A 25,846-nucleotide genomic window follows, 5' to 3' on the forward strand; every position below is an offset into this window, starting at 1 on the left:
ATGCTTAAGGACAGGCTCTTTTTCCTTCTTTCAAAATACAATTTGAGAGCAAGAGATTCCTTGGGACAGAACTTCCTAATTGTCCCAGATGTCATAGAGAAAGCTATTGAAGTCGGAGAGGTAAGTGCGAATGATGTTGTTTTAGAAGTTGGTCCTGGGTTAGGGTTTTTAACAGAAGAACTGGCCAAGAGAGCCAAGAAAGTTTACGCTATTGAGATAGACAGGAGAATAATTGAGATACTGAAAAGGGAATACAGCTGGAAAAACGTCGAGATAATTCATGGAGACGCAGTGAAAGTTAAGTGGCCCGAATTCAATAAGGCGATATCGAATCTGCCGTATCAAATCTCCTCTCCATTTACATTCAAACTTCTTAAGAGGGATTTCGAGAAAGCAGTCTTAATGTACCAGCTTGAGTTCGCTCAGAGAATGATAGCAAAACCTGGAAGCAGAAACTATTCTAGACTCTCGTTAATGGTTCAAGCCCTAGCGGATGTGGAGATAGTAATGAAGATTGGGAAAGGGGCTTTTTATCCCCGACCTGAGGTTGATTCCGCCTTAGTTCTCTTGACTCCCAAGCCCAAGGAAGAAAGGATATATTTAAATGAAAAACTCGTAAACGCCCTTTTCCAACATCGAAGAAAGCTTGTGAGTAAAGCTCTGAAGGAGTCTGCACACGTTTTTGGAGTAGATAGGAAAAAACTGAAAAACATCATCATTCCGCACTCAAACAAGAGAGTTTACCAGCTAACTCCCCAAGACATCAAAGATATTGAAGAGTTCCTGAAGGCGGAAGGTATTATAAGTGAAAATTCCAATAATATTTCAGGAGTGTGATATAATGCTTAATACTTTGTTAGAATAAATACCTTTTCTAGAAAATGGCTTTGAGAGTGTAATGAAGCTCCTCTCAAGTGCAAAGGACTATTATGCTAGTGAAGAGATCAATTTTGATAGTGCTTATAGGCAATAGGACGCTGAACGAGCACCAACTCGCATTATTGAAAAGGGAATTAAAAGAACTCGAGATCGTTTAGAATACGTTAACCTTGTCTTCCAGTATCATTTTCTGGATCTTAGTTATGTTTGCAAGCCACTCATCGGCTATTGCGTAGGCATCCTTTTCGAATTCCTTGACACTGTGACCCTGCTTCGGAATAACCTGAATGCTGGCAACGAGAGGCTGGTCAATTGGCTTACCTATCTGGCTGAGTATCCTCACATAAACCTCCTCAACTGGTAGGGCCTTTGCTATATCGTTCGCTATGAGCATTGCAAGAATGTTGTATATCTTCCCAACGTGCGAAACAGGATTTTTACCGGCAGCGGCCTCCATGCTCATGTGCCTGTTGGGCGTTATTAAGCCGTTAACCCTGTTCCCCCTTCCAACAGATCCATCATCACCCGCTTCAGCCGACGTTCCGGTAACGGTGATATAGTAAATGTCCTTCTCAGGATCATCAGCCGTGTTAACGTATATGTTGACCTTCCTTGATGTTATGTCTTTGGCCAGTTCCTCAACGGCTTCTCTGATCTTGTCCTTTACCTCCATGTACTCCTTAGGATCTGCAACCTCGCTGTCAACTATTGCAGCGGCAATCGTTAGGTCAATCTCATCTCCCTTCCTGAGCCCCATAACCTTTATATCCTCTCCAACCGCCGGATTCTCTCTCTTGAACTTCTCCCCATTCAGGAGCCTCTCAGTCTCAAGAACTAGCTTCTCGGTCTCTGTCAGTGGTGCAAAACCAACTCCAAATGACGTGTCGTTTGCAAGCGGTATTGGGTTCTCCTTAGCCTTGTTAAACACGCTTACAAGATCAACACTCCCCTGACCAATCCTCGAATCTATTACAACATGGTTCTCGACGTCAAGATGCCTTATATTCTTCTTTAGATAATCTTTTGCAGCCCTTATAGCAACCTCATGGACAGGAAAGAGTTCTTGGTCAACAAGTTCGACCGCCCTTCCAGAGAGTAGAATGTAAATGGGTTTAACAACTTCACCGCCACCGAACTTTGGATAGGCCCTTCCTCCAACGACCTCTACCTGATCAGTGTTATGGTGGAGAATAACCCCATACCTCTTCATGTACTCTCTGCAAAGAGCCCTGCTTACGGCTTCAGCAATTCCGTCAGCTATGCTATCTGGATGGCCGATTCCCTTCCTCTCCACTAGCTCAACCTTCTGCATTTCAACTGGTGTCCTTACAATCTCTTCTACAACGATGTTCCTGGCCATGATCGTCACCTCACCAACCCAACGCCCAACTAAACTTATATAATTTTCGGCATATAAAATAGCTTCGAATTATTCCCAATAGTTATTAAAGGACAATGTTTAATTAACAGGTCACCGAGATTAGAGCGACCGGGAAAGCCGGAGGTGAAAGGAATGACAATAGTTGATGTTAGAATTCTCGTTGAAGGAGCAAGTGATGTGGAAGTTGTTAGTAAGGCACTTCAAGGCCTTGCATTGGGAAGCGAGTACAACATAACTATCTCATCAATTATACCCACGACTAACATAGAGATAGCAAAGAGCGCCGCTGCCGGTGCCGATCTTTTAATTATAGCAACTGATGCTGATAGAGTGGGCAGGGAATTGGCAGAGAGACTTTTCAATGAGCTAAGCGAGATGGTTGGACATATAGAGAGGATGAAACTCCCCCTTGGACACGACTTAGAACACATAGACGTGGAACTTGTAAGAAAGGAATTAAAGAACGCCCTCGTTAGAGCAGGACTTAAGACCCTGCAGAGGCTTCCCGAATACATGGAGCTTAGGAGAGACTATCTCGACCTAAAGGGGAAGTTTGAAGAGTTGGAAAAAGAAAATGAAGAGTTAAAGAGGAAGGTAGAGGAACTCGAGAAAAAGTACCAGGAAGTTCAGGAAGAATTAAAGAGAGCTGAAGCAGAAAATTCAAGACTTATGGAAATCGTCAAGAAGAGAGCAAAAGTTTACAAGCTAGAAGAGAAGTGGAAGGAATTATTCCCAGGAATTGAACTACCAAGTGAGGAAGTCTTTGATAAAGCAGTGAAAACTCTTGGGTTCTCAGGTAAAGTAATAGTAGGCCAAGGATTCGTTTACGCAGAAGACGAAAAGGCATTAGAAGAGCTCTTGAGAACGGTATACTTAACCCTTAAGTTAACTAAAAAGGAAGAGAAGGAAGAAAAGGAAATTGAGGTAGTTGAAGGTGGAGAAAAAGTTGAAGAAGAAATTGAAGTCATAGAGACTGAGGGAGAGAAAGTTGAGTGATATTGAGGAATTTGCAACATACTTAGAGCTTGAAGGAAAAAGTCTAAACACCATAAGGATGTACACTTACTTTGTTTCAAAATTTTTAGAGGAAGGATATTCTCCGACGGCTCGAGACGCTTTAAAATTCCTGACCAAGCTTAGAAGAAAGGGGTACTCTATGAGGAGTTTAAACTTAGTGGTACAAGCATTAAAGGCGTATTTCCGATTTGAAGGGCTCGACTATGAAGCTGAAAGGCTAAAAAACCCCAAGGTTCCAAAAACACTACCAAAAAGTTTGAGTAGAGAAGAAGTTAGGAGAGTAATAAGCGTTATTGAAAGCCCAAGGGACAGGTTAATAATTCTCCTGATGTACGGGGCTGGCTTAAGAATATCGGAGCTTTGTAACCTAAGAAAAGAAGACGTTGATTTTGAGAATGGACTTCTTAGAGTAAAGGGAGGAAAAGGAGGAAAAGACAGGGTAATACCCTTGCCTAAAGACTTACTTGGAGAAATTAGAAAGTACCTCAAGGCTAGAAAAGATGATAGTCCCTATCTCTTCGTGGAGAAAAGAAGAAAAAAGAAAGATAAATTATCTCCAAAAACAGTCTGGCGGATAGTTAAGACATACGGAGAGAAAGCAGGGATAAAACTGACTCCCCACCAATTAAGGCATAGTTTCGCGACCCATATGCTTGAGAGCGGTGTTGATATAAGGATAATCCAAGAACTTCTTGGCCATGCAAATCTATCTACAACTCAAATTTACACCAAAGTAACAGCAAAACATCTTAGGGAAGCCGTCGAAAGGGCAAAGCTTATTGAAAACCTTAAGAAGGAGGTATGATCATGCTGATCAGAGCCTTCATTCCGGCCCATATAACTGCTTTTTTTGTTCCAATTCTCAAAGAAGAACCACAACTTTCAGGCTCACTAGGAGCTGGAATAAACTTAGATAAAGGAACTAACGTGTTCCTTAATATCGAGGAAACAAGCCTTGAAAGACATGTTCATGTAACTTTCAATGGAGAACCCGTTAAGAGGGAGAATGCAAAGATAACTTATCATGTTGCTGAAAAACTTATTCCTGAAGACTTTATTGGAGAAGTTGAGGTGTGGCAGTACTTCGATTTTCCAAACGGATATGGCTTCGGTAATAGCGCGGGGGGTGCATTAGGAACCGCACTAACCTTGGCATATAAATTTGGAGTGACATTGCTTCAAGCCGCAAAAGTTGCACATGAAGCTGAGGTTCTTTACAAGGGCGGATTAGGAGACGTTGTTGCCCAACTGGCAGGCGGGATTGAGATTAGGCTAAAGGAAGGAGGCCCCGGAAAAGCAGTTGTTGATAACATTTTATGCGATGGATATAAGGTTCTTGTAATTCCCCTTGGGAGACTAGCGACAAAAGATGTGCTCTCTAGTGACATTATAAAGGAAATAAGGAATAGAGGAAAAGACGCAATCAATAAATTACTTAGGGATCCAAGACCAGAAACGCTGATGCATGAAGCCCGAAGATTTGCCGAGAGTACCGGCTTAATGGATGACGAGCTAATAGAGATAGCCAAGGATATAGACAAGGTTCTAAATCTTCCTTCATCAATGATAATGTTGGGAAGAGGGCTCTTTGCCCTTATAAGGGAAGAAGACGTTGGAAAGGTTAGAAAAGCTGTTCTAGATTTAAACCTGCCATTTGACATAGTTAATATATACTGGGGCAAACCTAGGGTAGGGAGGTGGATCGGAAGTGAATAAAGATAGCTTTTTCTGGATCGCTCTCATATTTATCTTTTTATCTGGGTATCTTGGATATAAGAAAAGAAAAATTGAAGCGATATTTACTGCAGGGATAGCTGGAGGGTCGGCGCTAGCATTTGGGTTATATGAAAGGATTCCTTGGGTAATATCATTTTTATTCGGGTTCATTGCAACAGCTACTTTTGAATGGTATAGAAAGCGCTAAACTTTCCTCATAACATCAACGAATACCTCATATGGAGCATCGGTCTTAATCCCAGTTGGCGAGAAATGGGTTCTAGTGGCTCTATATCCTTTTTCTCGTAGAGTTTTTATTATCTCCCCAAGTTTCTTAGTCTCTACCTTTATTCTTTTTCCAATTGCATGGGTATCGTAAAATAGAGGGATATCAAGCTCCTCATGGAGCATATGCAACAACTTTAAAGCCTCCCTGGGTCTGGCTAATTCAATGCCAGATTTGGCGAGTTTAAACATTTCTTCGACGATATCTTTATTTTTCAGAGGACCAAGCCAAATTGGCCCATAAGCGTTTGGTTTGGTCGGCAAAAACCCCCTTTCTATTTCGAACCTTCCAGTTTTTTCGTCAAAGTACACGTATCCAAGATTCTCCAAGCTTTCATCTCCTTTTTTTGCACCATTTCTAAGCCTTACAAATGCTCTAAAGTAGTGGTCTTTATAGTAAGCAAGCAAGACCTCTATACCAAGGTCATATTTCGCCGCATACCTAGCTATTACCCCAACAAGGATCCTAGTGCCAACTTCATGACAGAGTTCTCCTCTAAGGGGAACCGCCAAATACTTCCTCAAGCAAGCTTTAGGATGAGCTCCACAAAGGGGAGCACCATCAGTTGCCGTAACTCCCAAAATGCCCTTTCTCTTTACGCTCCTTAGCGCGGTATCAAGGAACTCCATCGGAGAACCAAAAGGATCAAGATCTATAAAATGGAAATACCTATGCCTCTCTGCCATTAACCTATTAGCATCATCGTGATTTACTACTATCTCCTTCTCTCCTTCAAGAAAAGCCCTATTTCCCCTCTCCTTAAGTTCCCCAGGGAAATTCAAAAGAACATTTCTTTTCATTAACTCGTAAGCCTCCATACTTATGTCGTTAAGCCATATCTCTTCTGCAGGGGTTTCTAAGGCAAATCTTATTCCCCTTATACCAGTTGCTGAAAGTGCATCGAGAACTATCCTAGGTTTTAATACCTTCAAGAGAAGAACTACAACGTCTCTATTCAGAGCCATCCTGGGATTATAGAAGACCGGAGAATCGTAAATACTCTCAGCTTTCGGAACTAAAATCCTAGCTTTGCCTTCAATAACTTCAAAAAGTTCCATTTTCTCACCAAAAACAAAGGTTAATCAGAGAATCTCAACGTAGTCACCAAGGGCCTGACCAGGAAGCCCCTTCTCGAACCTTGCCCTAACTGCTCCCCTAGTACCATGAACCCTAACTATCTTACCTTTAAGGATCTTGCCACTTGGGCTCCTCCAGATAACAAGCCTACCAATAAGTTCTGAAGCTTCCTCCCTGCTATTGACGTTCAGAGGCTTAATAATCATGACGTTAGTATGCTGGTTCTCCTTACTCCTCCTGTAACTTAAAACAACTCCCTTGATCCTCATCCGCACCACCGGCCATACATAACCTACGTAGCTTTTAAATATTATTCCCAGTCAAACTCACCGCGAGTGACTAAACAACGCTTATAGATGGCCCCAAGAAAGTGAAAACTGGGTGAGAAAAATGAAGGTTAAGGTGGGAATTAACGGTTACGGAACGATAGGAAAGAGAGTCGCCTATGCCGTTATGAAGCAAGATGACATGAAACTCATTGGAGTCACAAAGACAAAACCAGACTTTGAAGCTTATAGAGCTAAGGAACTTGGGATTCCCGTATATGCAGCAAGCGAGGAATTCTTACCAAGGTTCGAAAAGGCTGGATTTGAAGTTGAGGGGACTCTCAATGATCTCCTGGAAAAAGTAGATGTTATAGTAGACGCAACCCCAGGAGGAATGGGAGCCAAAAACAAGCCTCTGTACGAGAAAGCAGGAGTTAAGGCCGTGTTTCAAGGAGGAGAAAAAGCAGAGGTTGCGGAGGTTTCATTCGTAGCCCAGGCAAATTATGAAAAGGCCCTGGGAAAGGACTACGTCAGAGTTGTCTCATGCAACACAACTGGCCTTGTTAGGACGTTAAGCGCGATTCAGGAGTACATAGACTACGTCTACGCCGTAATGATTAGAAGAGCGGCGGATCCCAATGATATAAAGAGGGGACCAATAAATGCCATAAAGCCCACCGTAACGGTTCCCTCTCACCACGGGCCCGATGTCCAAACTGTAATACCAATAAATATAGAGACCTCAGCCTTTGTCGTTCCAACGACGATAATGCACGTTCACTCGATAATGGTTGAGCTCAAGAAGCCCCTCAAGCCCGAGGATGTTATTAATATATTCGAGAGCACTACAAGAGTCCTGCTATTCGAAAAGGAGAAGGGCTTTGAGAGCACTGCTCAGATAATAGAGTTTGCAAGGGATCTTCACAGGGAGTGGAACAACCTGTACGAGATAGCGGTGTGGAAGGAAAGCATAAGCGTTAAGGGTAACAGATTGTTCTACATCCAAGCAGTTCACCAAGAGAGTGATGTGATTCCCGAAAACATTGACGCGATAAGGGCGATGTTTGAATTGGCCGAAAAGTGGGAGAGCATAAGGAAAACCAACAAGAGCTTAGGGATACTGAAGTAACCTCCTTGCCCTAAAAATTATTTTAAAGGTGTAGGTAGATATTTCATAATGCGAGTGATTAACATGGGAAAAGGAAGTTCAGACATAGCAACCCAACTGATAGACCTAATAACGACGGCAATTAATGAGCTAAGGGAGGAAGGGCTAGAGCCAGATATAATGCTCGTAGGCCCCGACTTTCAAAAGCACTTAACTGAAGACTTGTCAAGACTTGTCAACCTAAGGATTTATGTAATTAAAGAACTTGGAGCAGATGCCATAATTGCAGATTCAAAGTATATGGGACAACTAAAAAAGGCTTCAAAAAGAATCTCAATAGAGCCTCTCCTAGAAGGGGAGGAATGGGAAGAGATAATAAAACAACTTCCAGAAATAAGTGAAGATTGAAAATCATATTATATTCCCAAGCCTTTTCTTTAGCACATAGCCAAGTCCACCACCTATTATTATCCCTGAAACGGCTTGTACTATATCATTGTAAAACTCCGCAACTGCACCTGCGGGACCATAGAGCAGGTAAGCAACACTCACATAACCTATCACCATTACAGCGCCACCAAGGGTAGTAGCAACTAAAATTCTAGCATAGCTTGCATCTCCCTTAGTCAAGTACCCTACGACGATTCCCTCAGAACCCTTGATTATAAGCGTGAACAGAGCCCAGGAAGGGTATCCCAGGAGATCAGCAAGTGCTGAACCAACGCCTCCAGCAAATCCCCCAATCAATGGGCCAAACAGAACTGCCGTGAGCATTATCATGATATCTCCAAAGTTAAGGTAACCCCGGGATGCAGGTATTGGAACTCTAACTACCATCGTCATTACAGTTACTAAGCCCGCCATTACAGCCGATAACGCTGCTACATTTGCAATTTTAAACTTCTTCCGGTTTATAAATATATATCCAAAGTAGCCTATAGCGACTAAGGCAACGATAGCCTTAAAGTATGGAACGTAAGCCTGAAGTGTTTCCTCGTTCATGGCATCACCCAATGTTAAGCTAAAACTTGATCTAAATATAAAGGTTAAGTTTAACATGGTGAGAGCATGAAGGAGAGCGAGATAATTAAGATATTCACGTCCGAAATAAAGGATAAAGTACTTGGAGATGATGCAGGATATATTAAGTTCAATGAAGACTGGATACTAATAACAACGGATATGCTAGTTTGGAGAACAGATGTTCCAAACTTTATGAACCCCGAAGACGCTGGAAGAAAAGTAGTTACAATGAACGTCAGTGACATCGCAGCAATGGGAGGGGAACCCAAGGCCTTCTTCTTTTCATTAGGTGTTCCCAAGGATATTGATGAAAATTTACTAAGGAGAATCGCTAAAGGAATCAAAGAAGGTAGTAGAAGATACAAAATTAGAGTCACTAGCGGGGACACTAACGATGTTAGCGAGATAGTAATAGATGGAGGAGCACTAGGAATAGGTAAAAGGCTATTGTTGAGGAGCAACGCAAAGCCAGGAGATGTTGTATGTGTAACTGGTGAATTAGGGAGACCACTCTTGGCACTTATCCTTTGGTCAAAAGGTGAAGATATTCCAAGAGAAGTTCTTGAAAAAGCAAGAGATCCTCAAGCGAGAGTTGAAGAAGGAAAGATCCTCTCAGAGATAGCAAATGCTGCCATCGATATTAGTGATGGATTGTCCAAAGAGTTATGGGAAATTTCAAGGGCAAGTAACGTGAAAATCGTTATTGAAGACGGCTCCTTACCAATTCATCCAACGGTTAAAGAACTCTCACCAAATCCCACGGAAATAGCCCTTTCAAGCGGTGAAGAATTTGAGCTTATATTCACAATTCCTCCAGAGAAAATTCCAGATGTGCCCTTCGATTTTACAGTAATAGGGAAAGTAGAAAAAGGAAGAGGAGTCTACATTAAGGGAAAAGGGGAAATGCCAATCCTTGGCTGGGAGCACTTCGCGGGGTTCGGAAATGTTAAGCATTGAAAAATTCAAAATCAAGGAGAAGGAAGTGACAATCGCAGTACTCTGGGATAATAAGAAGATAGACGGAATAGCGTACTCCTTAGAGGGAAACATAGAATTAAGCATAAAGAGGCTATCCAAGTTTCTTGCCAGGAGAGGGGTAAAAGTCAACTTAAAGCTAGTTGATTCAAAGTATCCAAGCATCGTGTATGAAGTCCTAATAGGAAAAATTAGCAATGCCCAGGGATTTGCACAACTTTCGCTTAGAGGTTTAACGGAGTTCGAGAAAAAAGTCTACGAGTGGTTAGTGAAAAACGTTAAAAGGGGGCAGGTTATAACGTATAGCGAGCTTGCCAAAGCACTGGAAACATCCCCCCGAGCTATAGGAGGAGCAATGAAGAGAAATCCCTATCCAATAATAGTCCCCTGTCATCGGGTCATAGGCAAAACTAACCAATGGCTGTACACTCCAAAGCCTGAATATAAAAGATTTCTCTTGGAGGTGGAAGGATGGATAAGTTAAAGTTATACATAGGATTGCTTGCGGTGGTCGTCCTTGGTATTGCGGGATTTATAATCTGGAAATGGGGCTTTTGGATGCTAATAAGAATAATTCTAAGCCTCGGATTTCTAGGGTTGACACTGATGCTCGGCTTCTTTTTGGGATTAACTATCTACGCTGAAAGCTGGAAGTACGCACTAATGCTACTGCCCCTCACAGCAATATCAGCGTACGGAACTTACCTCTCAATTACTTGGCAGAAGCTTAAGATAGTTGGCGGAATTATAGCATTCTTCATAGTTGCAGTGGCATTTGGAATATGGTACATCAGCGAACCGGACCTAAGCTTAGCAGATAGGTTTAGGAGTGCAGAGAAATTAGAGGAGATTGGGAGGTACAAGCAAGCGGCGAGGAAGTATGAGAAAGCCGGAAACTACAAGAAGGCCGCAGAAATGTACCTTAAGCTAGGCTGGCTCGAGAGCGCAGCGTGGGCATATGAGAAAGCCGGAGAGTATGCAAAGGCTGCCGAGCTCTACGAACAGCTGTACGAGAAGGAGAAGGATACCTACTACTTAAAGGAAGCCCACGAGTACTGGAAGAAGGCCGGAGATATGGAGAGAGCAGCAAAAGCTCTAGAGAGATACGCAGAAGAGGAACCATGGTTCTGGGAGGACGTAGCGAAGCTTTATGAGGAGCTAGGTAACGAAGAAAAGGCGAGAGAAGCATGGCAGAAGGCCCTGGAGTACTACAAGAAGGAAGCTGAGGAGGAGGGAGTATTCTGGGAGGATGTAGGAAATATAGCGAGAAAGCTCGGCATGGAAGACCTTGCCAGAGAGGCCTACCAGAAGTTCTTGGAGTACTGCCTTAAAGAGGCTGAAGAGGATCCAATGTGGTGGAAGCACGTTGCTGAAGCTTACGAATACTTAGGGGACAAAGAAAAAGCTGAGGAAGCAAGGAAGAAGTACGAGGAATACAGGCAAAAGATTATGAAAGCCAATGAAGAGACTTCAAAATTTCCGAAGTGATATTCTTTTTCCTTTCTCCATCTTAACTAGTCTTCATGTTGTAAGTGCATGCCATAGGCAACGCTGTATCTTGAAAGGGTAGTCCTGGCATTGCATAAGTCTTATTTCCTACTGAGTATACAAGTTTTGGTTGAATAAATAGGCTTCTAACTTTACCATCTATCCTCAGGGTTATGACGAAGTATCTTGACTCTTTGGGCGGTATAGTTTTGCTTGATACCAATCTTGATTTGTCTATTTCATAAGGAGTCGAAGCATTATACACCTCTATTTTAATTATTCTTACTAAGTTAGAAGGTATCTTAAAGCTCACATTAACGAGCCTAATCGTGGTGTTAAGTGGGTTGTATAACCCAAAACTGTATTCTACCTCTCTCATTCCTCCGTTAAATTCTAGATTTTCTAGCGAGAACGCTGTTATATTAGGCCTAAGTTCTGGTTCTTCCTTTGCAGTTTCAAATGTCCAGTTTCCAAGATTTAACGGAATTCTCTGCATGTGGCCTTCCTGAATCCAATGTAGGGTACCTTGCACGTCAAGGAATTTATAACTACCAGGCACTGAAAGGTCAAGTTGTGAGAAGTTTATTGGCAGGATAATTCCGAGGTATCCATGATAGAACACGGGAATTCTTCTCCCATTGTACGAGGCTGACAGAATAGAGCTACCAAAGTTCATAGTTACAGTAACAGCTACCGATTGGTTTACGAGAGTCTTTGGATAGCACCAATAAAGCATTACGTGAGCTACTGTGTTATTTGGAATCCCATATACATAACTAACATATGGCAATACAAAATTGCTTGAATTTAGGGGTACAACCTCACGTTTTATCTCTGAGCCCTGAAAAGTGTTATTGCTGGCCTCGATGAAGTGCTGGGACGGACTATTTTCAACTTGAGAGACAATATGTTCAGGCATTCCCCCTTTGTTAAAAAATATAATAAATATGTAAGTTTTTTCTGATATTTGTACTATTGCCATGTTCATGCAGATATTCAATTTATACAACTTTAAGTAGTAAAAATAATAGTGATGGCTATAAACCCTCCTATCCATAATATAAATGCCCCCGCAAGCGAGGGCTTGGCCGATTCTTAATGAGGCCAGGTGCGATGCGGGGGTAACAGCCCGGCCTCAGCGAGGTCCCCTCGGGAGGTGCCTTCCGCGTCACGGAGTGCCGTGACCGGGGGTAACCCTGGCCGGGCACAGGCCCGTCTGGGTTAGCCCGCCTGAGAGTGGCTAAGCCTTCGATGAAGGCGGGTGTTACGGGCGGGCCACATACAATAGCAAAGGTGATAGCGATGATACGCTTCGTTCTCGACACCAGCATCTTCGTCAATCCCGATGTAAGGAAGAAGTTCGGTGAAACTCCTACGGAGGCTATGAAAACGTTCCTGAGTTACGCAGAGAAGCTCTTCGGAAAAGTAGAATTTTACATGCCCCCAGGAATTTACAGGGAGGTTATGCACTTCGTTGAGGAAGAAGAAGTTTCCCCAGAGCTTGAACTTTATATAATAAAGAAACCCCCAAACGTTCACGACATAAAGATACCAGCTTTCGTAGTGTACGAGCTAATAGAGGATATAAGAAGGAGGGTGGATAAAGGCCTAAGGGTGGCTGAGAAGGCCGTAAGGGAAAGCGTTCTTGACACGGAAAATGTTGACAAGGTAATACAAAAATTAAGGAGGAATTACAGGAAGGCCCTTAGAGAGGGAATTCTTGATAGTAAGGAAGACTTTGAGCTAATTCTCCTCGCAAAAGAGCTCGATGGGATAATAGTTTCTGCAGACGTGGGAATACTAACATGGGCCGAGAAGATGGGCATAAAGTGGGTTGACGCATTTAAATTCAAGGAAGTGCTAGAAGAGCTCGTCGAGAAGTTCAGAAGTGAAAGTGAAAAGGAAAGGAAGTGAGTTCAGATCTTCCTCTCGAGAACGATCTCGATGGTTGAGGTGTTTGTAGTCCTACCATCAGCGGTTGGGAGCTCCTCGGTACCGATCTTAATGTCCTTAACATCAACGGTGTCCTTGAGGAACCTGTTCCTGACGATCTCTGCAACGTCAACGGCCCTGCTAATAGCCCTACCACGGGCCTTTATAACGACCTCCTTTGCACCCTCGTTGAACTGGGTTATGACGGCTAGGACATAGTTCATAACAGGCTTCTTTCCGATGTAAACAACGTGCTCCTCAGCCATCTCTTGACACCTCCTGGCTTTTTGTCATCACCCAAATGCTTAAGTTAAGTTAAATACTTTTCGGTTATCAGCCCTCTCCCTCAATCTCTATGACCTTCACATTTATTGGGAGCTCCTTAAGCTCATTAACGGTTCTCTCTGCAACTTTCTGAGATTTGGCCAGTATCACAAAGGCAACATCACCCCTGTACCTAACTTTTGGTGAAGCTCATTGTATCTCCTCTACTTTGCAACGTGCTTCTCAGGAATGCTTAAAAATGCCAAAGTGAAGGAAATTATCCCCTAGCCTGTTTGAACTGCTCCTGAATCTTCCTATAGTACTCCATCGTCTCCTTGCTAACTGAAGGCCCTATCTTTTTGAGGGCCTCCTCGAAGTCCTTCATCGTAACCTTTGCTATCCTCTTGATCTCATCAGCCTTCATGCCCTCCTTGAGTATTCCCTGCTCAAGTGCCCTCCTCATGGCTATCATTGCAGCCTCCCTACACACGGCCGCTATGTCAGCTCCTGTGTAGCCTTCAGTTCTCTTGGCAAGCTCCTCAAGCTTGACGTCATCAGCTAGCGGCATGTTTCTGGTGTGAACCTTGAATATCTCAAGCCTGGCCTTCTCGTCGGGCGCTGGAACCAGGATTAGCCTGTCAAACCTTCCCGGCCTAAGTAACGCTGGGTCGATTATGTCGGGCCTGTTGGTTGCAGCTATTACCACTACTCCGCTGTTCTCAACGAGACCGTCCATCTCGGTGAGTAGCTGGTTGATTATCCTATCAGTTACCCTGTTAACATCTGTCCCTCTCCTTGGGGCAATGGCATCGATCTCATCAATGAATATTACCGTCGGAGCTGCTTGCCTTGCTTTCCTGAAGATCTCCCTGATGTTCTTCTCGCTCTCACCAACCCACTTGCTGAGTATCTCCGGACCTCTAACGGCTATGAAGTTAGCCTCGCTCTCAGTCGCCACAGCTTTAGCTAGTAAGGTCTTACCAGTTCCAGGCGGTCCGTAGAGGAGGATTCCCTTTGGTGGCGTGATTCCGTAAGCCCTGAACGCCTCCGGATACTTAAGCGGCCACTCCACCGCTTCTCTGAGCTCTTGCTTTACCTCTTCAAGGCCTCCTATGTCGTCCCAGTGAACGTTTGGAACTTCAATTAACACTTCTCTCAATGCTGAAGGCTCAACCATCTTGAGTGCCTCGTAGAAGTCCTTCCTTGTCACCTTGAGCTCGTCCAGGACTTCTCTTGGTATCGTCTCTGCCTCAAAGTCGATCTTACCCTCTCTGATTAGCCTCCTGAGTGCAGCCATTGCGGCCTCTCTAGCCAATGCCGCCAAGTCAGCACCAACGAATCCGTGAGTGACCTCAGCAAGTTCCTCAAGCAGATAGTCTATCAGCTTAGCCTTAACCTCATTGTACAAGTCTTCGTTAATCTCCTTGAGCACCTTTGGAATGTCCTCTTCCCTGCTAATCCTGACCCTCACTATCGCCTTGTCAATGACATTCTTGAACTTCTCCTCCTTCTTGATCTCTTCGAGTGCCTTGAGCACATCTCCCTTCCTGAAGTCTGGTTCTATTGGCATTCCTCTTGTGTGGATTTGTAGGATTTCTTTCCTGCCCTGTTTGTCTGGGACGCCAACCTCAATCTCCCTATCAAACCTACCCGGCCTCCTAAGAGCAGGATCCAAAGCATCAGGCCTATTCGTCGCACCAATGACGATGACCTTGCCTCTTGACTTAAGGCCATCCATTAATGCAAGTAACTGGGCGACAACTCTCTTCTCGACTTCTCCAGTAACTTCACTCCTCTTCGGTGCTATTGCGTCAATTTCGTCTATGAAGATTATTGCTGGAGCATTCTCCTCAGCCTCCTTGAACACCTCTCTAAGCCTCTCTTCGCTCTCTCCATAGTACTTGCTCATTATCTCTGGCCCATTGATTGCAATGAAGTAAGCGTTCGCCTCATTAGCCACAGCCTTAGCAAGTAAAGTCTTACCCGTCCCTGGGGGACCATAGAGAAGAACACCCTTTGGTGGTTCGATGCCGAGCTTCTCGAAGAGCTCTGGGTGCTTTAACGGGAGCTCTATCATCTCCCTAATCTTCTCTATAACGTCCTTGAGGCCACCGATGTCCTCGTAGGTAACTCCAGTAGTCATTCTTTTCTCAACTTCCTTAACGGGCTTCTCGCTCACGTTGAACTCCGTGAACTCCGTAATCTGAACAACACCACTTGGCTGGGTTGCGGTAACCACAAACGTTAGCTCCTGACCGAGAACTCCAATCCTAATGTAGTCTCCCCTAACTACCGGCCTACCAATGAGCCTCTCATGCAACCACTCGACGAAGTCCCTGCCAAACCTTATTGGCTCAGTTGGGGCCAAGGTAACCTTCTTAGCCTCCCTGACCTCAGCCTTCCTGACTATAACCTCGTCACCCAAGCCAACGCCAGCGTTCTTTCTGATAGTGCCATCCATCCTGATAATCCCAAGACCCTCGTCCTCCGGGTAAGCAGGCCATGCAACCGCTGCAGTATTCTTCGTACCAATGATCTCTACTATGTCACCCGGCGAAATCCCTAGTTCTCTCATAGCCTTCCTATCAATTCTAACAATGCCCCTACCAACATCCCTCTGATAAGCAGAAGCCACCTTGAGCTTAATCTCCTTCCTCTCAGGCATTTCGCATCACCTCGCTATTTTCTTTACCAATGGTTACTAAAATCATGTCTCTTTATAAATTTTTCGATCGAATACCTTGACCAAAAAAGAAACTTCTAAAGGAAGAAGATCACTCGATCTTAACCTCGAATCCTTCTCCTTCTTTCTTTGTTGGGTGCTTCTTCGGAATCCTGATCTCAAGGACACCGTTATTGTACCTTGCCTTAGCCTTCTCTGGGATTACCTCCTCTGGTAACCTAATGACCCTCCTGTATCCTGTGTAGTACCTCTCGATCCTCACTGCTCCCTCCTTCTCAAGCTCCTTCTCCCTCTTCACCGTGGCCTCAATGTATACTGCATCATCGGTTACCCTCACCTTTATGTCTTCCTTCTTAACTCCTGGGAGCTCAGCTGTAATCACGAACTCATCCCCCCTGTCGAATATGTCGACGAATGGCTCCCTCCAGACCTCGCCAATCCTCTCCTCGTAGTACTCTGGCTCGCTCCATCTCCTGTAAGTCCAGAACCTTGGCCTGCTGAAGAACTCGTCGAACATTGCGTCAATCTCCTCCTGAATCTCCCTTATCAAATCAAACGGATCCCATATGTCCCACCTTCTCCTCCTTACAACCATCTTCCTCACCCCCTCTCACCTTTTTTGTTACCAATAGTTATTAAAATGTCATGGCTTTTAAACCTTTCGGCAGGTACGTTAAATAGTCCTGATTACATAACTCGGTTAGCTGACCTCCTCCCCACCCTAAAGGACGGGGGTTCCCACAGGGAACACCCTCCGCACGGTCGCCCGTGGTCGTCGGGCAGGTTGGCGTCATCGGGCACGGCCAGAGTGCCCTCACTACTAGGTGAAAATGCATAAAAACCTAACGCAAAAACACGGTGAGTGCGTGAGATGAAGCTCACGCTAAAGATGAAAATGAGGTCACTAACGAGGAATAAGGAGTGGATGCTGGAACAGTCCATAGAAGCATTCAAGGCCTGCGTAAACGATTGGCTTAGTGCAATTGCCCAACTCGGAGAGAAGCCAAACAGAGGTAACCCACACCGCTTTGCCTACAGGAGGATTAGGGACAGATACCCCCAACTGCACAGTAACGTTGTCCGAGATGCTATGAACTTAGCAATTGAAATTTATCGTTCTTGGCTCAAGAACGGGGGAGAATTTCCAGAGTTCCACTCCGATGTTATTTACTTCAAGGGCGTTGATGTAAAGATAGAGAACAACGGGCTGGTCGTCCCGCTGATGGGTAAAAGAGTTTACTTACCCCTATACGTTCCAAAGAAATTCAGAAAGTATCTCCAATACAAGCATGGTAGGGTGGCAATAAAACGCATTGGTAGGGACTGGTATGCATTTGTCTCTGTCAACGTTCCAGAAAAGGAACCAATAAAGCCAATCGGTGCGATTGGCGTGGACTTGGGATACTACAACTTGTTAGTGGCAAGTGATGAGAAAGGGAGGGAAGTTATGAGAGTTCAGGGGGACGTGCTAATAGAGCATAAGGAACACTTGGAGAAGCTTACTGCGAGAAGGCAAAGGAGGCTTATGAAAAAGTTTGGCATCTATGCTAAGACTAACCATAGGGATAGGAGGTTCGTTAGTGACCTGAACCACAAAATCGCTAAGGAGCTCGTTCTAAGGGCAAGGCAATTGAACAGGGTAATTGTCTTGGAAAATCTAAAAGGTCTGAAGAGCCAGAGAAGGCCGAAACCGCTAAGGAAAATCTTGCACCGCTGGAGCTATGCAGACCTTATATCGAAGATTGTTTACAAGGCAAAGCTATATGGAGTGCCGGTAATTTTCGTGAGCCCAAGGGGCACCTCAAAAACGTGCTCGAACTGCGGTTATTATGTTAGAGCTTTCAAGGATGAGAGGGTGTTTAGGTGTCCAAAATGTGGTTTTATAGCTGATAGAGATTTGAATGCAGCAAGAAATATTGCCAAAAAAGGTTTAGAAGAATTGAGGAAGCAGGCTTTCCTCCCCGCCCTAAAGGGCGAGGCTTCCAGCCCACAAAGGAGGTGATTAGATGGAGCTCGATGTAATCTGCATGGGAAACCTCAATTACGACATAACATTCCTGATGGAGAAGTTTCCGAAGTTCCACGAGAAAGTTAATGCAAAATCAGTGTATACGGGGCTTGGAGGTTCCGCAGGGAATACGGCAAGCTGGCTGGCAAGCTTAGGACTTAGAGTGGGATTCATTGGGGCCGTGGGCAATGACGATTTTGGGAGGCTTCACTTGGAGTACTTCAAGAAGGTGGGTGTAGACGTCACGGGAATTAAGATCGTTGATGACGCGACGGGAGTTGCGGTTATGATGGTGAAGGGAGAGGACAAGAGGATAGTCAAGTACCCTGGGGCAAACAGGTTTAAAGAAGTGAATGAGGAGTACTTGAGTAAAGCGAGGCACCTTCACCTCTCCTCTAACCCCATAGAGCTCGTAAGGGATGCTGTTGAGAAGGCGAAAAGGTTGGGATTAACGGTTTCATTTGATCCTGGAGAAATGGAAGTTCCCCAGGATATCGAGGAGAAGCTCGACATTTTGATGATGAACGAGGACGAGTTCAAGAGGAAGTATGGCAACTTAGAAAGGATAAAGGATGTTAAGGCAAGGATAGCTATAGCAACTCTAAATGGCGGTGGAGCCCTCGTGAGGGATGAGAGTGGAGAGGTGCATGAAGTAAGGGGATTATCGGCTAAAGCCGTTGATACAACCGGAGGTGGAGACTCATTCAATGCGGGCTTCATATACGGCTTCCTCAACGGATGGGACGTTGTAAGCTCGGCCAAGCTTGGGATGCTCTTAGCTTATTTAACGGTTCAAGAAATAGGGGCAAGAACAGCTATCAGGCCCCTTGACGAAATAAGGAAAATCGCTAGAGAGCTTAAACTTGGAATCCCCCTTTAGTAGCTCTTTAGACCTACTTCCCTTGCCCTCTTCTCGCTCCACTTATACCCCAAATATCCCAGAATGACATACACAAGGGATATCACGGCCAAATAACCTATTTTATCCAAACTTTCAGCTAATCCATGGGCAACTACACTTCTCACGGCCTCTGTGGTTGGGGCATACGGAAGAACTAGTGCCAAAAGTCTGAGAGGTCTCGGCAGAATCTCCACGGGATACATGGCACCGCTGAGCGCAAAAACCAGCATTTCCATAACGTTTATGAAGGGCCCAGGATCCTTTAGGTAAAGCACTATTCCAGCTACAGCCATGCCGAGACCTATCATGCCAACAGAGCCGAGAAGGAGAACCAAAAGTCCCTTCAACAAGCCAGAAAAGCTTAAGGTTAAGTCAAAGATAAAATAAAAGAGTGGAACGTAAATAGCAAGGTACAGGAAGTTTAAAGCTAGCCTAACTAGGACGTTCCCCAGGAAGAAGGTTATCCTCATCATCGGGGCGGCAAATGAGTACTCAAGGGTTCCGGCGTAGAGTTCATCAACTATGCTCCACACGAAGCCACTCATAAATGTGAGGCCAAACGCCAGAACCATGAAGCCCAAGACCGCAAATGTTAGGTAGTCAGAGTAGCCTGTAAGCCTTGCTAAGGCCTCAGAGGTTCTCTTCCCAGTAAGACCTAACCCTATCAGCAAGGCGTTCGCTACGAAAAAGAGCCCCATCGCTATATCGCTGACAAACCATACTTTGTAGCTCACGAACACCTTCCAACTCTTCCTCGCAACGCCCATTAAAGCCCTAAGCTCAGTAGCCTCCATAACCCATCATCCTCGTCACTCTTTCTGCCCACTTAAATATGGCCAAGCTTATCATCCAATACAGCGGAATTAGGAACAGCATCCATGCTATATCTTGGGAAACGCTAGAGTATGGGTAGCCAAGGAAAAGCCTTCTGACAGCGTTTGTTGCATGAGTTAGGGGAATTAGAGAAGAGATAGCCCTTACACCCTGGGGCAGGGTAGAGAGAGGGAAGAAAACTCCAGAGAGGAAGAGGATAGCGAACTCGAGGATATTAGCTAGAGGTCCTATGTTCTTGAGCATCATAACTAGCCCAGAGAACATGAGACCAAAGCCAAGGAAAGCCAAAAAGGAGAGAAACAAAACCGGAGCAACCTTAACTACAGTAATCAGACTTATCGGTATGTGAAAGGTTAGAACACCGAATAAGAAGACGGCGAGCATTAGCATGGAGTCCATTAGCATCCAAGCTATGGCGAGGCCAAGAACCATCTTCAATATCCCAGTTGGAGATGCAACGTTACTCTCGAATGTTCCCCTCTGAAGCTCCCTCCTTATTCCCCACACCGACGCCTCCATCGGCGAAACGGAGACCCACCATAACGTGTAGCCTATGAGAACGTACGTCGGGTAATCACCCACACCTGTCGAGGCCTGAAGGAGGGAAGAAAATCTACCCCCAAGGATGGCTTGGCCAAAGTATATGAACTGAACTAGGAACACTATACCAACTAACAGAGAACTGATAACTCTCAGAGGATACCGGAAGAACATCCTGAACTCCTTGTCAATTATCGCAAGTAAGCTCAATCCCTCAGCCCCCTCCCTGTGAGCTTTATGAAAACGTCCTCAAGGGTCGGCTCCTCAACTTCGACCGAGAGAACTTTGGCGTTTCTCTTAACTAGGAACTCAACTAGCTTAGGGATATCTTCCTCATCGAGGCTACCCCTCAGAACCGTGATCCCGTTTCCCTCAGACACCTTGGCCAAGCCAAACGGATTGTCCTCAGGGTAGTTTCTCACCTTAACTTCAACTATCGTCTCATCTTTGACGAGCTTCTTCAGGCCCTCAGGAGTGTCCAGTGCTATTATCTTCCCGTGATCTATGATAGCTATCCTGTCGCAAAGCTCTTCAGCTTCGTGCATGTAGTGGGTTGTCAACAAAACGGTCTTCCCCTCTTCCTCGACGAGCCTTTTAACGAGCTCCCTAACGAATATCGCGCTCTGAACATCCAGACCTAAAGTCGGTTCATCCAGAAAGAGAACCTCCGGGTCATTTATTAAGGCCTTAGCTATAGCTAAGCGCTGTTTCATACCTCTCGAGTAGTTCATAACAAGGTCATTCCTCCTCTCCCACAAACCTACCATCTTGAGGAGTTCCTCAATTCTCCTCTCGGCCTCGCGCTTCGGGACGTAATATATGCTGGCAAAGTACCTCAAGTTTTCGTAGGCTGTAAGCCTCCAGTAGAGGGTTCTCTCGCCCTCAGCAACAAGGTTTATCCTCCTCCTTACTTCCCTTGCCTCCTTAACCACATCGTAACCTAAAACCTTGGCCTCGCCAGAAGTTGGCTCAAGTAGAGTGGTTAGGATCTTTATTGTCGTTGTTTTACCTGCACCGTTAGGACCCAGTAGGCCAAATAACTCTCCCCTTCTAACGGTGAAGCTTATCCCCTTCAACGCTTCAAACCACTCAACATTTCTGAAGGGAAGGGGGATCTTCTTTGGGTAGAGCTTCCTGAGATTTTTCACTTCGATTGCTTTCATAACGCTAAGAAAATTGAATAAGAGATTAAAAGAATTACGCACTATTTTCCGTCCTTCTAAAGGATAAGGTGTGAGCCCCCTTGTCAGCTGATATTTTAAACTCATAGGTGCTAGGCTCGAAGTCTGGATTTGGCGATTTAAGAATGCTCATGGTCTCAATCAACTCACCATCCCCAACTCTTGAGTGAAAAACTATAACGACATCACTTAAACCGGAGACCCAAGCGACAAACTTCCTTGAAACTACATCAACGTTCAGGAGCAATATTGAGATTATATTCCTCTTCCTATACATCTTCGCTAAATATGCCACCTCAGAGTTCAGCAGTTTTAGCGTGGCATTCTCCCCAAACAACGTGACAATGCCATCAAGGGTGTGAATAAGTTTCACTATCCTCCTCTCGCCTGCAATTGGATAAATCTTGTCCTCATACACCCATTCTATCTTGGGATTCAACGTCTCCTCTGTCGGATTAGGTACCGTAAGGATGTACTCATCATCATATGGAGGAATTTCGTACTTCGACCCAAATACATCTATTATTCTCAACTTTTTCTCATGCTTAGCCAGCCTCTGCAGATTAAGACCAACGAAAGATGCCCTAGAAATTAACTTTATTACTGGGAGGCTGTAATTATGAATCACGCCAAAAGAGTCCCTAAATAGCATGTTCTTAAATATTTCAAAACCAAGCGCCCATCCCAGGGAAAATGCATCGTACATTATAGAGATTGTTGCCCCTCTAATTACGCCTCCTCCAATCGCCCTATCAATTTCTTCAATATCAATAGGGAGAGGAGAGAAAAACTCAACATCCAATATAATTCACCCCTCAACCTTTATAAACTCAATGGCCCCCCTGAGCTCCTTAACTATGTTCCTGAGATCGAGTATATTCCTCTTCACTTCCTCTAGGGATGAGGCCTGCTCCTCTGCACTTGCACTAACTTCCTGGGCACTTGCAGTCATTTCCTCGGCACTTGCTGCCAAGTTCTCAAGGGCTTTCTTGGCGTTCTCAACATGCTCCTGGGTGTTGGCGATTTCTGACTTAACGGCACTAAGCCTCTCCTCCACATCATCGAGCAGTTCCCCAATATTCATTAAGTAGCTGACAGTCTCCCTCAGGAAGTCAACTGAGTTATCCACAATCTTAGCTCCCCTTTCTGTCTCCTCAACGGCCCTCTCAACTTTCTCCTGTATTTCCCTTAGAATGGATCTTATCCTATCAGCTGCTCCCTTGCTTTCTTCAGCTAAGTTCCTAACCTCCTGGGCTACAACGGCAAACCCTCTTCCATACTCACCAGCCCTAGCTGCTTCTATGGCTGCATTCAATGCTAAGAGGTTTGTTTGCTCGGCTATATCAGCTATCGTGTTTATTATCTCACCAACGTTCTTACTCATCTCAGCTACTTCTTGGACCGCGTCCCTAATGACTTTCATAGCCTCCTGAATGTCCCCCACTTGGGTAATCGCTTTCTCGCCCTTCTCCTTCCCCTCTCTCGCTATCGAAATTACCTCATTGACTACTCCGCTGAACTCCTCCATGGCATCAACGGTCTTCTGAGTTACATCAGCGGTTATGTTCATTCCATCCATTATCATGCTGATGTTCTCCTGTTGCCTCTGAGCTTCAGTGCTAACCTGCTGAATTGCCTCGGCCACCTGATTTACTGCCTCCGTGATTTCTGAGGCAATCCTAGTTAGCTCATCAGCCCTCTTCTCAAGCGTTAGGGCAAGGTCCTTTACGGTCTTCATTAGACTTCTTAGTTGTGTTATCGTTTTCCTCATTGAATTAAGTATACTCTCAAAGTCACCCTTAGCATGCAAAGTTATATCGTCTCTCACATCTCCTTCAGCTATCTTCTCCATTCTCTCCGTTATTACTTCAAGCGTCCTAAGGACATCCTGAGATATAGACTTGAATGCCTCAAGTAGCTTTCCTATCTCGTCCCTTTCCTCATACCTAATTTCCCCTATCATTTGCCTGGCCCTACTCAATCTTCCCTGGGCTATATTCTCCGCCACCCTGGCCATCTTACTCACAGGGTCAAGCGCAGATTTCATTAACCAATAAGCTACTACTCCGGAGCCAGCCGCAACTGCAACCATGGCCCCTATGCTAACCCACAATGTCTTCTTCAGTTGGGACAAAGCAGAACTCATGCTTGATTGTACAGCCTCTACTGAGCCCCCTGACCTTACTATCTGCATTGTCTTCGCTAAGTTATCGTAGAGGTCAGAGATAGCAATGTTTTCAATTATTATTGCCGTAACAACGACCAAAATTAGGGGAAGAAATATTGAAAGCGTGAGTCTCCTTTTGAACTCCATTTATTCCTCCACCTCCCATATTGTACCGCTATTTCCTTTAAGGCTTGGAAAGACGCTCTTACTTACAACAAACGACTTTCCGTCATTAGTTAGCTTCAAAACTATTGGAAAGATCATCTTTAGCATTGAAATTACTTGAAGAGAAACATTCCTCATAGAATCAAGGTTAATGAAAACGATGTCCCTAATGTCCTTGCTCTTCGTGACAACGTACTCCCCAATATCATGAACCTGTTCAATGAGCTCTTTCTTTTCAAATATGTTCATTATGTTCTCTATCCCAAGCTGCACGTTTACAAAGAAGCCATTATGATGCCCTACATTATCTAGCACCTTCCCCAGGGCTTCCTCGTACAGGGTCTTATATACTGGGTACGCCGAGATTGGGATCTTATAGACCACGTTGCCGACGCTTATCTTTCCTCCAACCTTTATCACTGGAACATTATCTATTAGATCTGTGTTCATGCCCAAAAGTTCTGCTTGATACTTATATATCGGAAGGGTGTCGAGGAAATCTGTAATTATAATGAGAGCCTTCTCCTTGTATTTTTCCGTGATCCTCTGCAGTATTGTAAACACCGTCGGGCCGAGTACGTCCTCAGATGTATACTCAACCAATATGCTTATCTTTTCCTTTCCAAGCATATCTGATACCTGCATAGCTCCCTCACCACCCGTCACATAATATAACAATTACATCGAGAATTTTAAGTTTTGTGTGCATTTTTGTTCAAAACTTATACGACAAAATGTTACATCTCTCGTTATTATTCTAACAAATATTCAGCACTAACAAAATCTGTTGATAATGAGGATATGGCCATTAGATTAATACTTTATTTCAGAAAAATACACAAAATAATCCAATATTAACGCATTATGAAGTGCGATTTTCGAACTACCCCATAAAATAAACAGAATTTAAAAGTTAGGTAGATCTATTGGTCATTTAGTAATAATTCTAATAGTTTATTGAAATATTCCTTATTCTCGATAACCTTTCTGTACAATCTAACGACAGTTGGATACTTCAAGTCAACTACCGCCATAATAGTTGATGGAGTAAATTTCAAGTACAATGCAAGGTACGCTATGAGTACTATTCGCCTCAATGAATGAACACCGCTCAGAGGAGTCCCATCAAGCTCGTTAAATGTCTTCCCACAATTTTTGCATTTAAACCTCCTGACCTCAAACCCATTCCGCCTCTTTATGAATCCTATCTTGACTATCTCCGATGATCCACAATAGGGACACCTAACCTCATCCCTTAGTTTCCTAACTGCCTCCATTACCTCTCTATCTGTAAGTGAGAGCAACCTTTGAACATCAAGAATTACTTCTTCCCTCATTTTTCCTTGTAAATTTTTTAAAGATCCGTTTTTTTTTTTTGGTTGGAAATTTATAAACATTTGGTTGCGCACCTTGGCAAATATCCTAACACCTCGGTCTACATTGCGACTATCCTGATCAGCCTTATTATGTCCTTAACTTCCAGTATACCATGTACCTTTCTCTCTTCATCAATGACGGGCAAATGGTGTTTTCCAGTTTCAATCATGAGCTTTATGGCATGGCCAAGGGTATCATTGACGCTAATCGTTATGGGTCTTTTTACCATCACATCTGCAACCCTAGATGCCCTCGTAAAGGCATACCTCTTAAGCAACCCAAAACCCACAACGGAGTACTTCCTGGGGGGAACAAAATAGCTCAACAAATCTTTCATTGTTATAAAGCCAATTAATCTATCCCTTTCATCAACAACCACTGCGGACGTCTCTTCGCTTGTGAACATTCCTATGAGCTCAAAAATTGGGATTTCGGGACGAACCTTTAGGAACTCCTTATCCATAACTATCCTTACGGGAACTTTTGATATGTACTTTATGTTATGGCTCAGTTCTTTCTTCCTAGCTAATAGGATAAGTTTCCTCTTACCCATTATCCTTGCAACCTTCCTTTCCATC

29 protein-coding genes are annotated in these 25,846 nt (G+C 44.3%); 13 read left to right on the top strand and 16 right to left on the bottom strand.

Annotation, left to right across the window (positions count from 1 at the left end; all coding sequences use genetic code 11):
- On the top strand, positions 1-837 hold the full coding sequence (gene rsmA / locus P8X24_RS02755; protein ID WP_372913951.1) for a 16S rRNA (adenine(1518)-N(6)/adenine(1519)-N(6))-dimethyltransferase RsmA: 837 nt from the start codon (positions 1-3) through the stop codon (positions 835-837).
- A 196-nt stretch (positions 838-1,033) separates the two neighbouring features.
- On the opposite strand, the gene P8X24_RS02760 is transcribed toward rsmA, so the two are convergent.
- A complete protein-coding gene (locus tag P8X24_RS02760) occupies positions 1,034-2,239 on the bottom strand; it encodes a methionine adenosyltransferase (RefSeq protein ID WP_372913952.1) in 1,206 nt (401 codons plus the stop codon).
- A 153-nt stretch (positions 2,240-2,392) separates the two neighbouring features.
- Here P8X24_RS02760 and P8X24_RS02765 point away from each other — a divergent pair, with 153 nt between their 5' ends.
- From P8X24_RS02765 to P8X24_RS02780, 4 genes are read left to right on the top strand one after another with little or no spacing between them, the layout of a single operon-like run.
- Positions 2,393-3,256: a toprim domain-containing protein gene (locus tag P8X24_RS02765; RefSeq protein ID WP_372913953.1), complete on the top strand. Its 864-nt coding sequence runs from the start codon at positions 2,393-2,395 to the stop codon at positions 3,254-3,256.
- Positions 3,249-4,082 carry a site-specific tyrosine recombinase/integron integrase gene (gene xerA / locus P8X24_RS02770; RefSeq protein ID WP_372913954.1) on the top strand — a complete coding sequence of 278 codons (834 nt, stop codon included), beginning with the start codon at positions 3,249-3,251 and terminating at the stop codon, positions 4,080-4,082. The genes P8X24_RS02765 and xerA overlap by 8 nt, the downstream gene beginning before the upstream one ends.
- A 2-nt stretch (positions 4,083-4,084) precedes the next feature.
- On the top strand, positions 4,085-4,993 hold the full coding sequence (locus P8X24_RS02775) for a pantoate kinase (protein ID WP_372913955.1): 909 nt from the start codon (positions 4,085-4,087) through the stop codon (positions 4,991-4,993).
- Complete coding sequence (locus tag P8X24_RS02780) at positions 4,986-5,201, top strand: hypothetical protein (protein ID WP_372913956.1); 216 nt, start codon at positions 4,986-4,988, stop codon at positions 5,199-5,201. Before P8X24_RS02775 ends, P8X24_RS02780 begins: the two co-directional genes overlap by 8 nt.
- Here P8X24_RS02780 and P8X24_RS02785 read toward each other — a convergent pair.
- Complete coding sequence (locus P8X24_RS02785; protein ID WP_372913957.1) at positions 5,198-6,337, bottom strand: tRNA (guanine(10)-N(2))-dimethyltransferase; 1,140 nt, start codon at positions 6,335-6,337, stop codon at positions 5,198-5,200. The genes P8X24_RS02780 and P8X24_RS02785 overlap by 4 nt on opposite strands.
- Positions 6,338-6,361: 24 nt before the next feature.
- Positions 6,362-6,625: a 50S ribosomal protein L35ae gene (locus P8X24_RS02790; RefSeq protein WP_372914181.1), complete on the bottom strand. Its 264-nt coding sequence runs from the start codon at positions 6,623-6,625 to the stop codon at positions 6,362-6,364.
- Between the two features lie 121 nt (positions 6,626-6,746).
- Between P8X24_RS02790 and P8X24_RS02795 the strand changes: the two genes are divergently transcribed.
- Together P8X24_RS02795 and P8X24_RS02800 are read left to right on the top strand one after the other, a co-directional pair.
- On the top strand, positions 6,747-7,751 hold the full coding sequence (locus tag P8X24_RS02795; protein WP_372913958.1) for a phosphorylating glyceraldehyde-3-phosphate dehydrogenase: 1,005 nt from the start codon (positions 6,747-6,749) through the stop codon (positions 7,749-7,751).
- 48 nt (positions 7,752-7,799) lie between these two features.
- Entirely contained in the window at positions 7,800-8,138 is a 339-nt protein-coding gene (locus tag P8X24_RS02800) for a family 4B encapsulin nanocompartment shell protein (protein WP_372913959.1), read from the top strand.
- Positions 8,139-8,141: 3 nt separating this feature from the next.
- Here the strand turns inward: P8X24_RS02800 and P8X24_RS02805 are convergent, their stop codons facing one another.
- A complete protein-coding gene (locus tag P8X24_RS02805; RefSeq protein ID WP_372913960.1) occupies positions 8,142-8,732 on the bottom strand; it encodes an ECF transporter S component in 591 nt (196 codons plus the stop codon).
- A gap of 66 nt (positions 8,733-8,798) precedes the next feature.
- Between P8X24_RS02805 and P8X24_RS02810 the strand changes: the two genes are divergently transcribed.
- From P8X24_RS02810 to P8X24_RS02820, 3 genes are read left to right on the top strand one after another with little or no spacing between them, the layout of a single operon-like run.
- Positions 8,799-9,710: a thiamine-phosphate kinase gene (locus P8X24_RS02810; RefSeq protein ID WP_372913961.1), complete on the top strand. Its 912-nt coding sequence runs from the start codon at positions 8,799-8,801 to the stop codon at positions 9,708-9,710.
- Complete coding sequence (gene otg, locus P8X24_RS02815; protein WP_372913962.1) at positions 9,697-10,212, top strand: methylated-DNA--protein-cysteine methyltransferase; 516 nt, start codon at positions 9,697-9,699, stop codon at positions 10,210-10,212. Before P8X24_RS02810 ends, otg begins: the two co-directional genes overlap by 14 nt.
- Complete coding sequence (locus P8X24_RS02820) at positions 10,200-11,216, top strand: tetratricopeptide repeat protein (RefSeq protein WP_372913963.1); 1,017 nt, start codon at positions 10,200-10,202, stop codon at positions 11,214-11,216. The genes otg and P8X24_RS02820 overlap by 13 nt, the downstream gene beginning before the upstream one ends.
- Positions 11,217-11,238: 22 nt before the next feature.
- Here P8X24_RS02820 and P8X24_RS02825 read toward each other — a convergent pair whose 3' ends face one another.
- Positions 11,239-12,204, bottom strand: a complete 966-nt coding sequence (locus P8X24_RS02825) for a hypothetical protein (protein ID WP_372913964.1) — start codon at positions 12,202-12,204, stop codon at positions 11,239-11,241.
- A 314-nt stretch (positions 12,205-12,518) separates the two neighbouring features.
- On the opposite strand from P8X24_RS02825, the gene P8X24_RS02830 reads away from it, so the two are divergent.
- Entirely contained in the window at positions 12,519-13,130 is a 612-nt protein-coding gene (locus P8X24_RS02830; protein WP_068323069.1) for an RNA ligase partner protein, read from the top strand.
- Between the two features lie 2 nt (positions 13,131-13,132).
- Here the strand turns inward: P8X24_RS02830 and albA are convergent, their stop codons facing one another.
- From albA to P8X24_RS02845, 3 genes are all read right to left on the bottom strand, one after another.
- On the bottom strand, positions 13,133-13,414 hold the full coding sequence (albA, locus tag P8X24_RS02835; protein ID WP_068323066.1) for a DNA-binding protein Alba: 282 nt from the start codon (positions 13,412-13,414) through the stop codon (positions 13,133-13,135).
- A 275-nt stretch (positions 13,415-13,689) separates the two neighbouring features.
- The gene (locus P8X24_RS02840) at positions 13,690-16,077 is read right to left on the bottom strand and encodes a CDC48 family AAA ATPase (RefSeq protein ID WP_372913965.1); all 2,388 of its coding nucleotides are present in this window, start codon (positions 16,075-16,077) and stop codon (positions 13,690-13,692) included.
- A 109-nt stretch (positions 16,078-16,186) separates the two neighbouring features.
- Positions 16,187-16,690: an Hsp20/alpha crystallin family protein gene (locus tag P8X24_RS02845; protein WP_372914182.1), complete on the bottom strand. Its 504-nt coding sequence runs from the start codon at positions 16,688-16,690 to the stop codon at positions 16,187-16,189.
- Between the two features lie 276 nt (positions 16,691-16,966).
- Between P8X24_RS02845 and P8X24_RS02850 the strand changes: the two genes are divergently transcribed.
- Together P8X24_RS02850 and P8X24_RS02855 are read left to right on the top strand one after the other, a co-directional pair.
- Positions 16,967-18,097, top strand: a complete 1,131-nt coding sequence (locus tag P8X24_RS02850; RefSeq protein ID WP_372914183.1) for an RNA-guided endonuclease InsQ/TnpB family protein — start codon at positions 16,967-16,969, stop codon at positions 18,095-18,097.
- 4 nt (positions 18,098-18,101) lie between these two features.
- Positions 18,102-18,983, top strand: a complete 882-nt coding sequence (locus P8X24_RS02855) for an ADP-dependent ribose-1-phosphate kinase (RefSeq protein ID WP_372913966.1) — start codon at positions 18,102-18,104, stop codon at positions 18,981-18,983.
- Here P8X24_RS02855 and P8X24_RS02860 read toward each other — a convergent pair.
- The 8 genes from P8X24_RS02860 to P8X24_RS02895 form a co-directional block, all read right to left on the bottom strand.
- Positions 18,980-19,798, bottom strand: coding sequence for an ABC transporter permease (locus tag P8X24_RS02860; protein WP_372913967.1), 819 nt, complete (start codon positions 19,796-19,798; stop codon positions 18,980-18,982). The genes P8X24_RS02855 and P8X24_RS02860 overlap by 4 nt on opposite strands.
- Complete coding sequence (locus P8X24_RS02865) at positions 19,785-20,588, bottom strand: ABC transporter permease (RefSeq protein WP_372913968.1); 804 nt, start codon at positions 20,586-20,588, stop codon at positions 19,785-19,787. Before P8X24_RS02865 ends, P8X24_RS02860 begins: the two co-directional genes overlap by 14 nt.
- Positions 20,585-21,541, bottom strand: coding sequence for an ATP-binding cassette domain-containing protein (locus P8X24_RS02870; protein WP_372913969.1), 957 nt, complete (start codon positions 21,539-21,541; stop codon positions 20,585-20,587). The genes P8X24_RS02865 and P8X24_RS02870 overlap by 4 nt, the downstream gene beginning before the upstream one ends.
- A gap of 34 nt (positions 21,542-21,575) precedes the next feature.
- Positions 21,576-22,361: an RAD55 family ATPase gene (locus P8X24_RS02875; protein ID WP_372913970.1), complete on the bottom strand. Its 786-nt coding sequence runs from the start codon at positions 22,359-22,361 to the stop codon at positions 21,576-21,578.
- A gap of 6 nt (positions 22,362-22,367) precedes the next feature.
- Positions 22,368-23,873: a methyl-accepting chemotaxis protein gene (locus P8X24_RS02880; RefSeq protein ID WP_372913971.1), complete on the bottom strand. Its 1,506-nt coding sequence runs from the start codon at positions 23,871-23,873 to the stop codon at positions 22,368-22,370.
- Complete coding sequence (locus P8X24_RS02885; protein WP_372913972.1) at positions 23,874-24,557, bottom strand: DUF257 family protein; 684 nt, start codon at positions 24,555-24,557, stop codon at positions 23,874-23,876.
- Positions 24,558-24,814: 257 nt separating this feature from the next.
- Positions 24,815-25,228, bottom strand: coding sequence for an IS1/IS1595 family N-terminal zinc-binding domain-containing protein (locus tag P8X24_RS02890; protein WP_372913973.1), 414 nt, complete (start codon positions 25,226-25,228; stop codon positions 24,815-24,817).
- A gap of 98 nt (positions 25,229-25,326) precedes the next feature.
- Positions 25,327-25,845, bottom strand: coding sequence for a CBS domain-containing protein (locus tag P8X24_RS02895; RefSeq protein ID WP_372913974.1), 519 nt, complete (start codon positions 25,843-25,845; stop codon positions 25,327-25,329).
- Between the last annotated feature and the right edge of the window lies 1 nt (position 25,846).

The organism is Pyrococcus kukulkanii (assembly GCF_041647995.1).
GTDB lineage: Archaea > Methanobacteriota_B > Thermococci > Thermococcales > Thermococcaceae > Pyrococcus.

Excerpts from the sequence above, each read along its gene's own strand:
- P8X24_RS02810 (WP_372913961.1), top strand. The coding sequence starts at position 8,799 with ATGAAGGAGAGCGAGATAATTAAGATATTCACGTCCGAAATAAAGGAT.
- P8X24_RS02785 (WP_372913957.1), bottom strand. The coding sequence starts at position 6,337 with ATGGAACTTTTTGAAGTTATTGAAGGCAAAGCTAGGATTTTAGTTCCG.
- P8X24_RS02765 (WP_372913953.1), top strand. The coding sequence starts at position 2,393 with ATGACAATAGTTGATGTTAGAATTCTCGTTGAAGGAGCAAGTGATGTG.
- P8X24_RS02790 (WP_372914181.1), bottom strand. The coding sequence starts at position 6,625 with ATGAGGATCAAGGGAGTTGTTTTAAGTTACAGGAGGAGTAAGGAGAAC.
- P8X24_RS02775 (WP_372913955.1), top strand. The coding sequence starts at position 4,085 with ATGCTGATCAGAGCCTTCATTCCGGCCCATATAACTGCTTTTTTTGTT.
- albA (WP_068323066.1), bottom strand. The coding sequence starts at position 13,414 with ATGGCTGAGGAGCACGTTGTTTACATCGGAAAGAAGCCTGTTATGAAC.
- P8X24_RS02830 (WP_068323069.1), top strand. The coding sequence starts at position 12,519 with ATGATACGCTTCGTTCTCGACACCAGCATCTTCGTCAATCCCGATGTA.
- P8X24_RS02870 (WP_372913969.1), bottom strand. The coding sequence starts at position 21,541 with ATGAAAGCAATCGAAGTGAAAAATCTCAGGAAGCTCTACCCAAAGAAG.
- otg (WP_372913962.1), top strand. The coding sequence starts at position 9,697 with ATGTTAAGCATTGAAAAATTCAAAATCAAGGAGAAGGAAGTGACAATC.
- rsmA (WP_372913951.1), top strand. The coding sequence starts at position 1 with ATGCTTAAGGACAGGCTCTTTTTCCTTCTTTCAAAATACAATTTGAGA.
- P8X24_RS02855 (WP_372913966.1), top strand. The coding sequence starts at position 18,102 with ATGGAGCTCGATGTAATCTGCATGGGAAACCTCAATTACGACATAACA.
- P8X24_RS02880 (WP_372913971.1), bottom strand. The coding sequence starts at position 23,873 with ATGGAGTTCAAAAGGAGACTCACGCTTTCAATATTTCTTCCCCTAATT.
- P8X24_RS02825 (WP_372913964.1), bottom strand. The coding sequence starts at position 12,204 with ATGAACATGGCAATAGTACAAATATCAGAAAAAACTTACATATTTATT.
- P8X24_RS02800 (WP_372913959.1), top strand. The coding sequence starts at position 7,800 with ATGCGAGTGATTAACATGGGAAAAGGAAGTTCAGACATAGCAACCCAA.
- P8X24_RS02850 (WP_372914183.1), top strand. The coding sequence starts at position 16,967 with ATGAAGCTCACGCTAAAGATGAAAATGAGGTCACTAACGAGGAATAAG.
- P8X24_RS02795 (WP_372913958.1), top strand. The coding sequence starts at position 6,747 with ATGAAGGTTAAGGTGGGAATTAACGGTTACGGAACGATAGGAAAGAGA.
- P8X24_RS02845 (WP_372914182.1), bottom strand. The coding sequence starts at position 16,690 with ATGGTTGTAAGGAGGAGAAGGTGGGACATATGGGATCCGTTTGATTTG.
- P8X24_RS02820 (WP_372913963.1), top strand. The coding sequence starts at position 10,200 with ATGGATAAGTTAAAGTTATACATAGGATTGCTTGCGGTGGTCGTCCTT.
- P8X24_RS02860 (WP_372913967.1), bottom strand. The coding sequence starts at position 19,798 with ATGGAGGCTACTGAGCTTAGGGCTTTAATGGGCGTTGCGAGGAAGAGT.
- P8X24_RS02890 (WP_372913973.1), bottom strand. The coding sequence starts at position 25,228 with ATGAGGGAAGAAGTAATTCTTGATGTTCAAAGGTTGCTCTCACTTACA.
- P8X24_RS02895 (WP_372913974.1), bottom strand. The coding sequence starts at position 25,845 with ATGGAAAGGAAGGTTGCAAGGATAATGGGTAAGAGGAAACTTATCCTA.
- P8X24_RS02760 (WP_372913952.1), bottom strand. The coding sequence starts at position 2,239 with ATGGCCAGGAACATCGTTGTAGAAGAGATTGTAAGGACACCAGTTGAA.
- P8X24_RS02805 (WP_372913960.1), bottom strand. The coding sequence starts at position 8,732 with ATGAACGAGGAAACACTTCAGGCTTACGTTCCATACTTTAAGGCTATC.
- P8X24_RS02840 (WP_372913965.1), bottom strand. The coding sequence starts at position 16,077 with ATGCCTGAGAGGAAGGAGATTAAGCTCAAGGTGGCTTCTGCTTATCAG.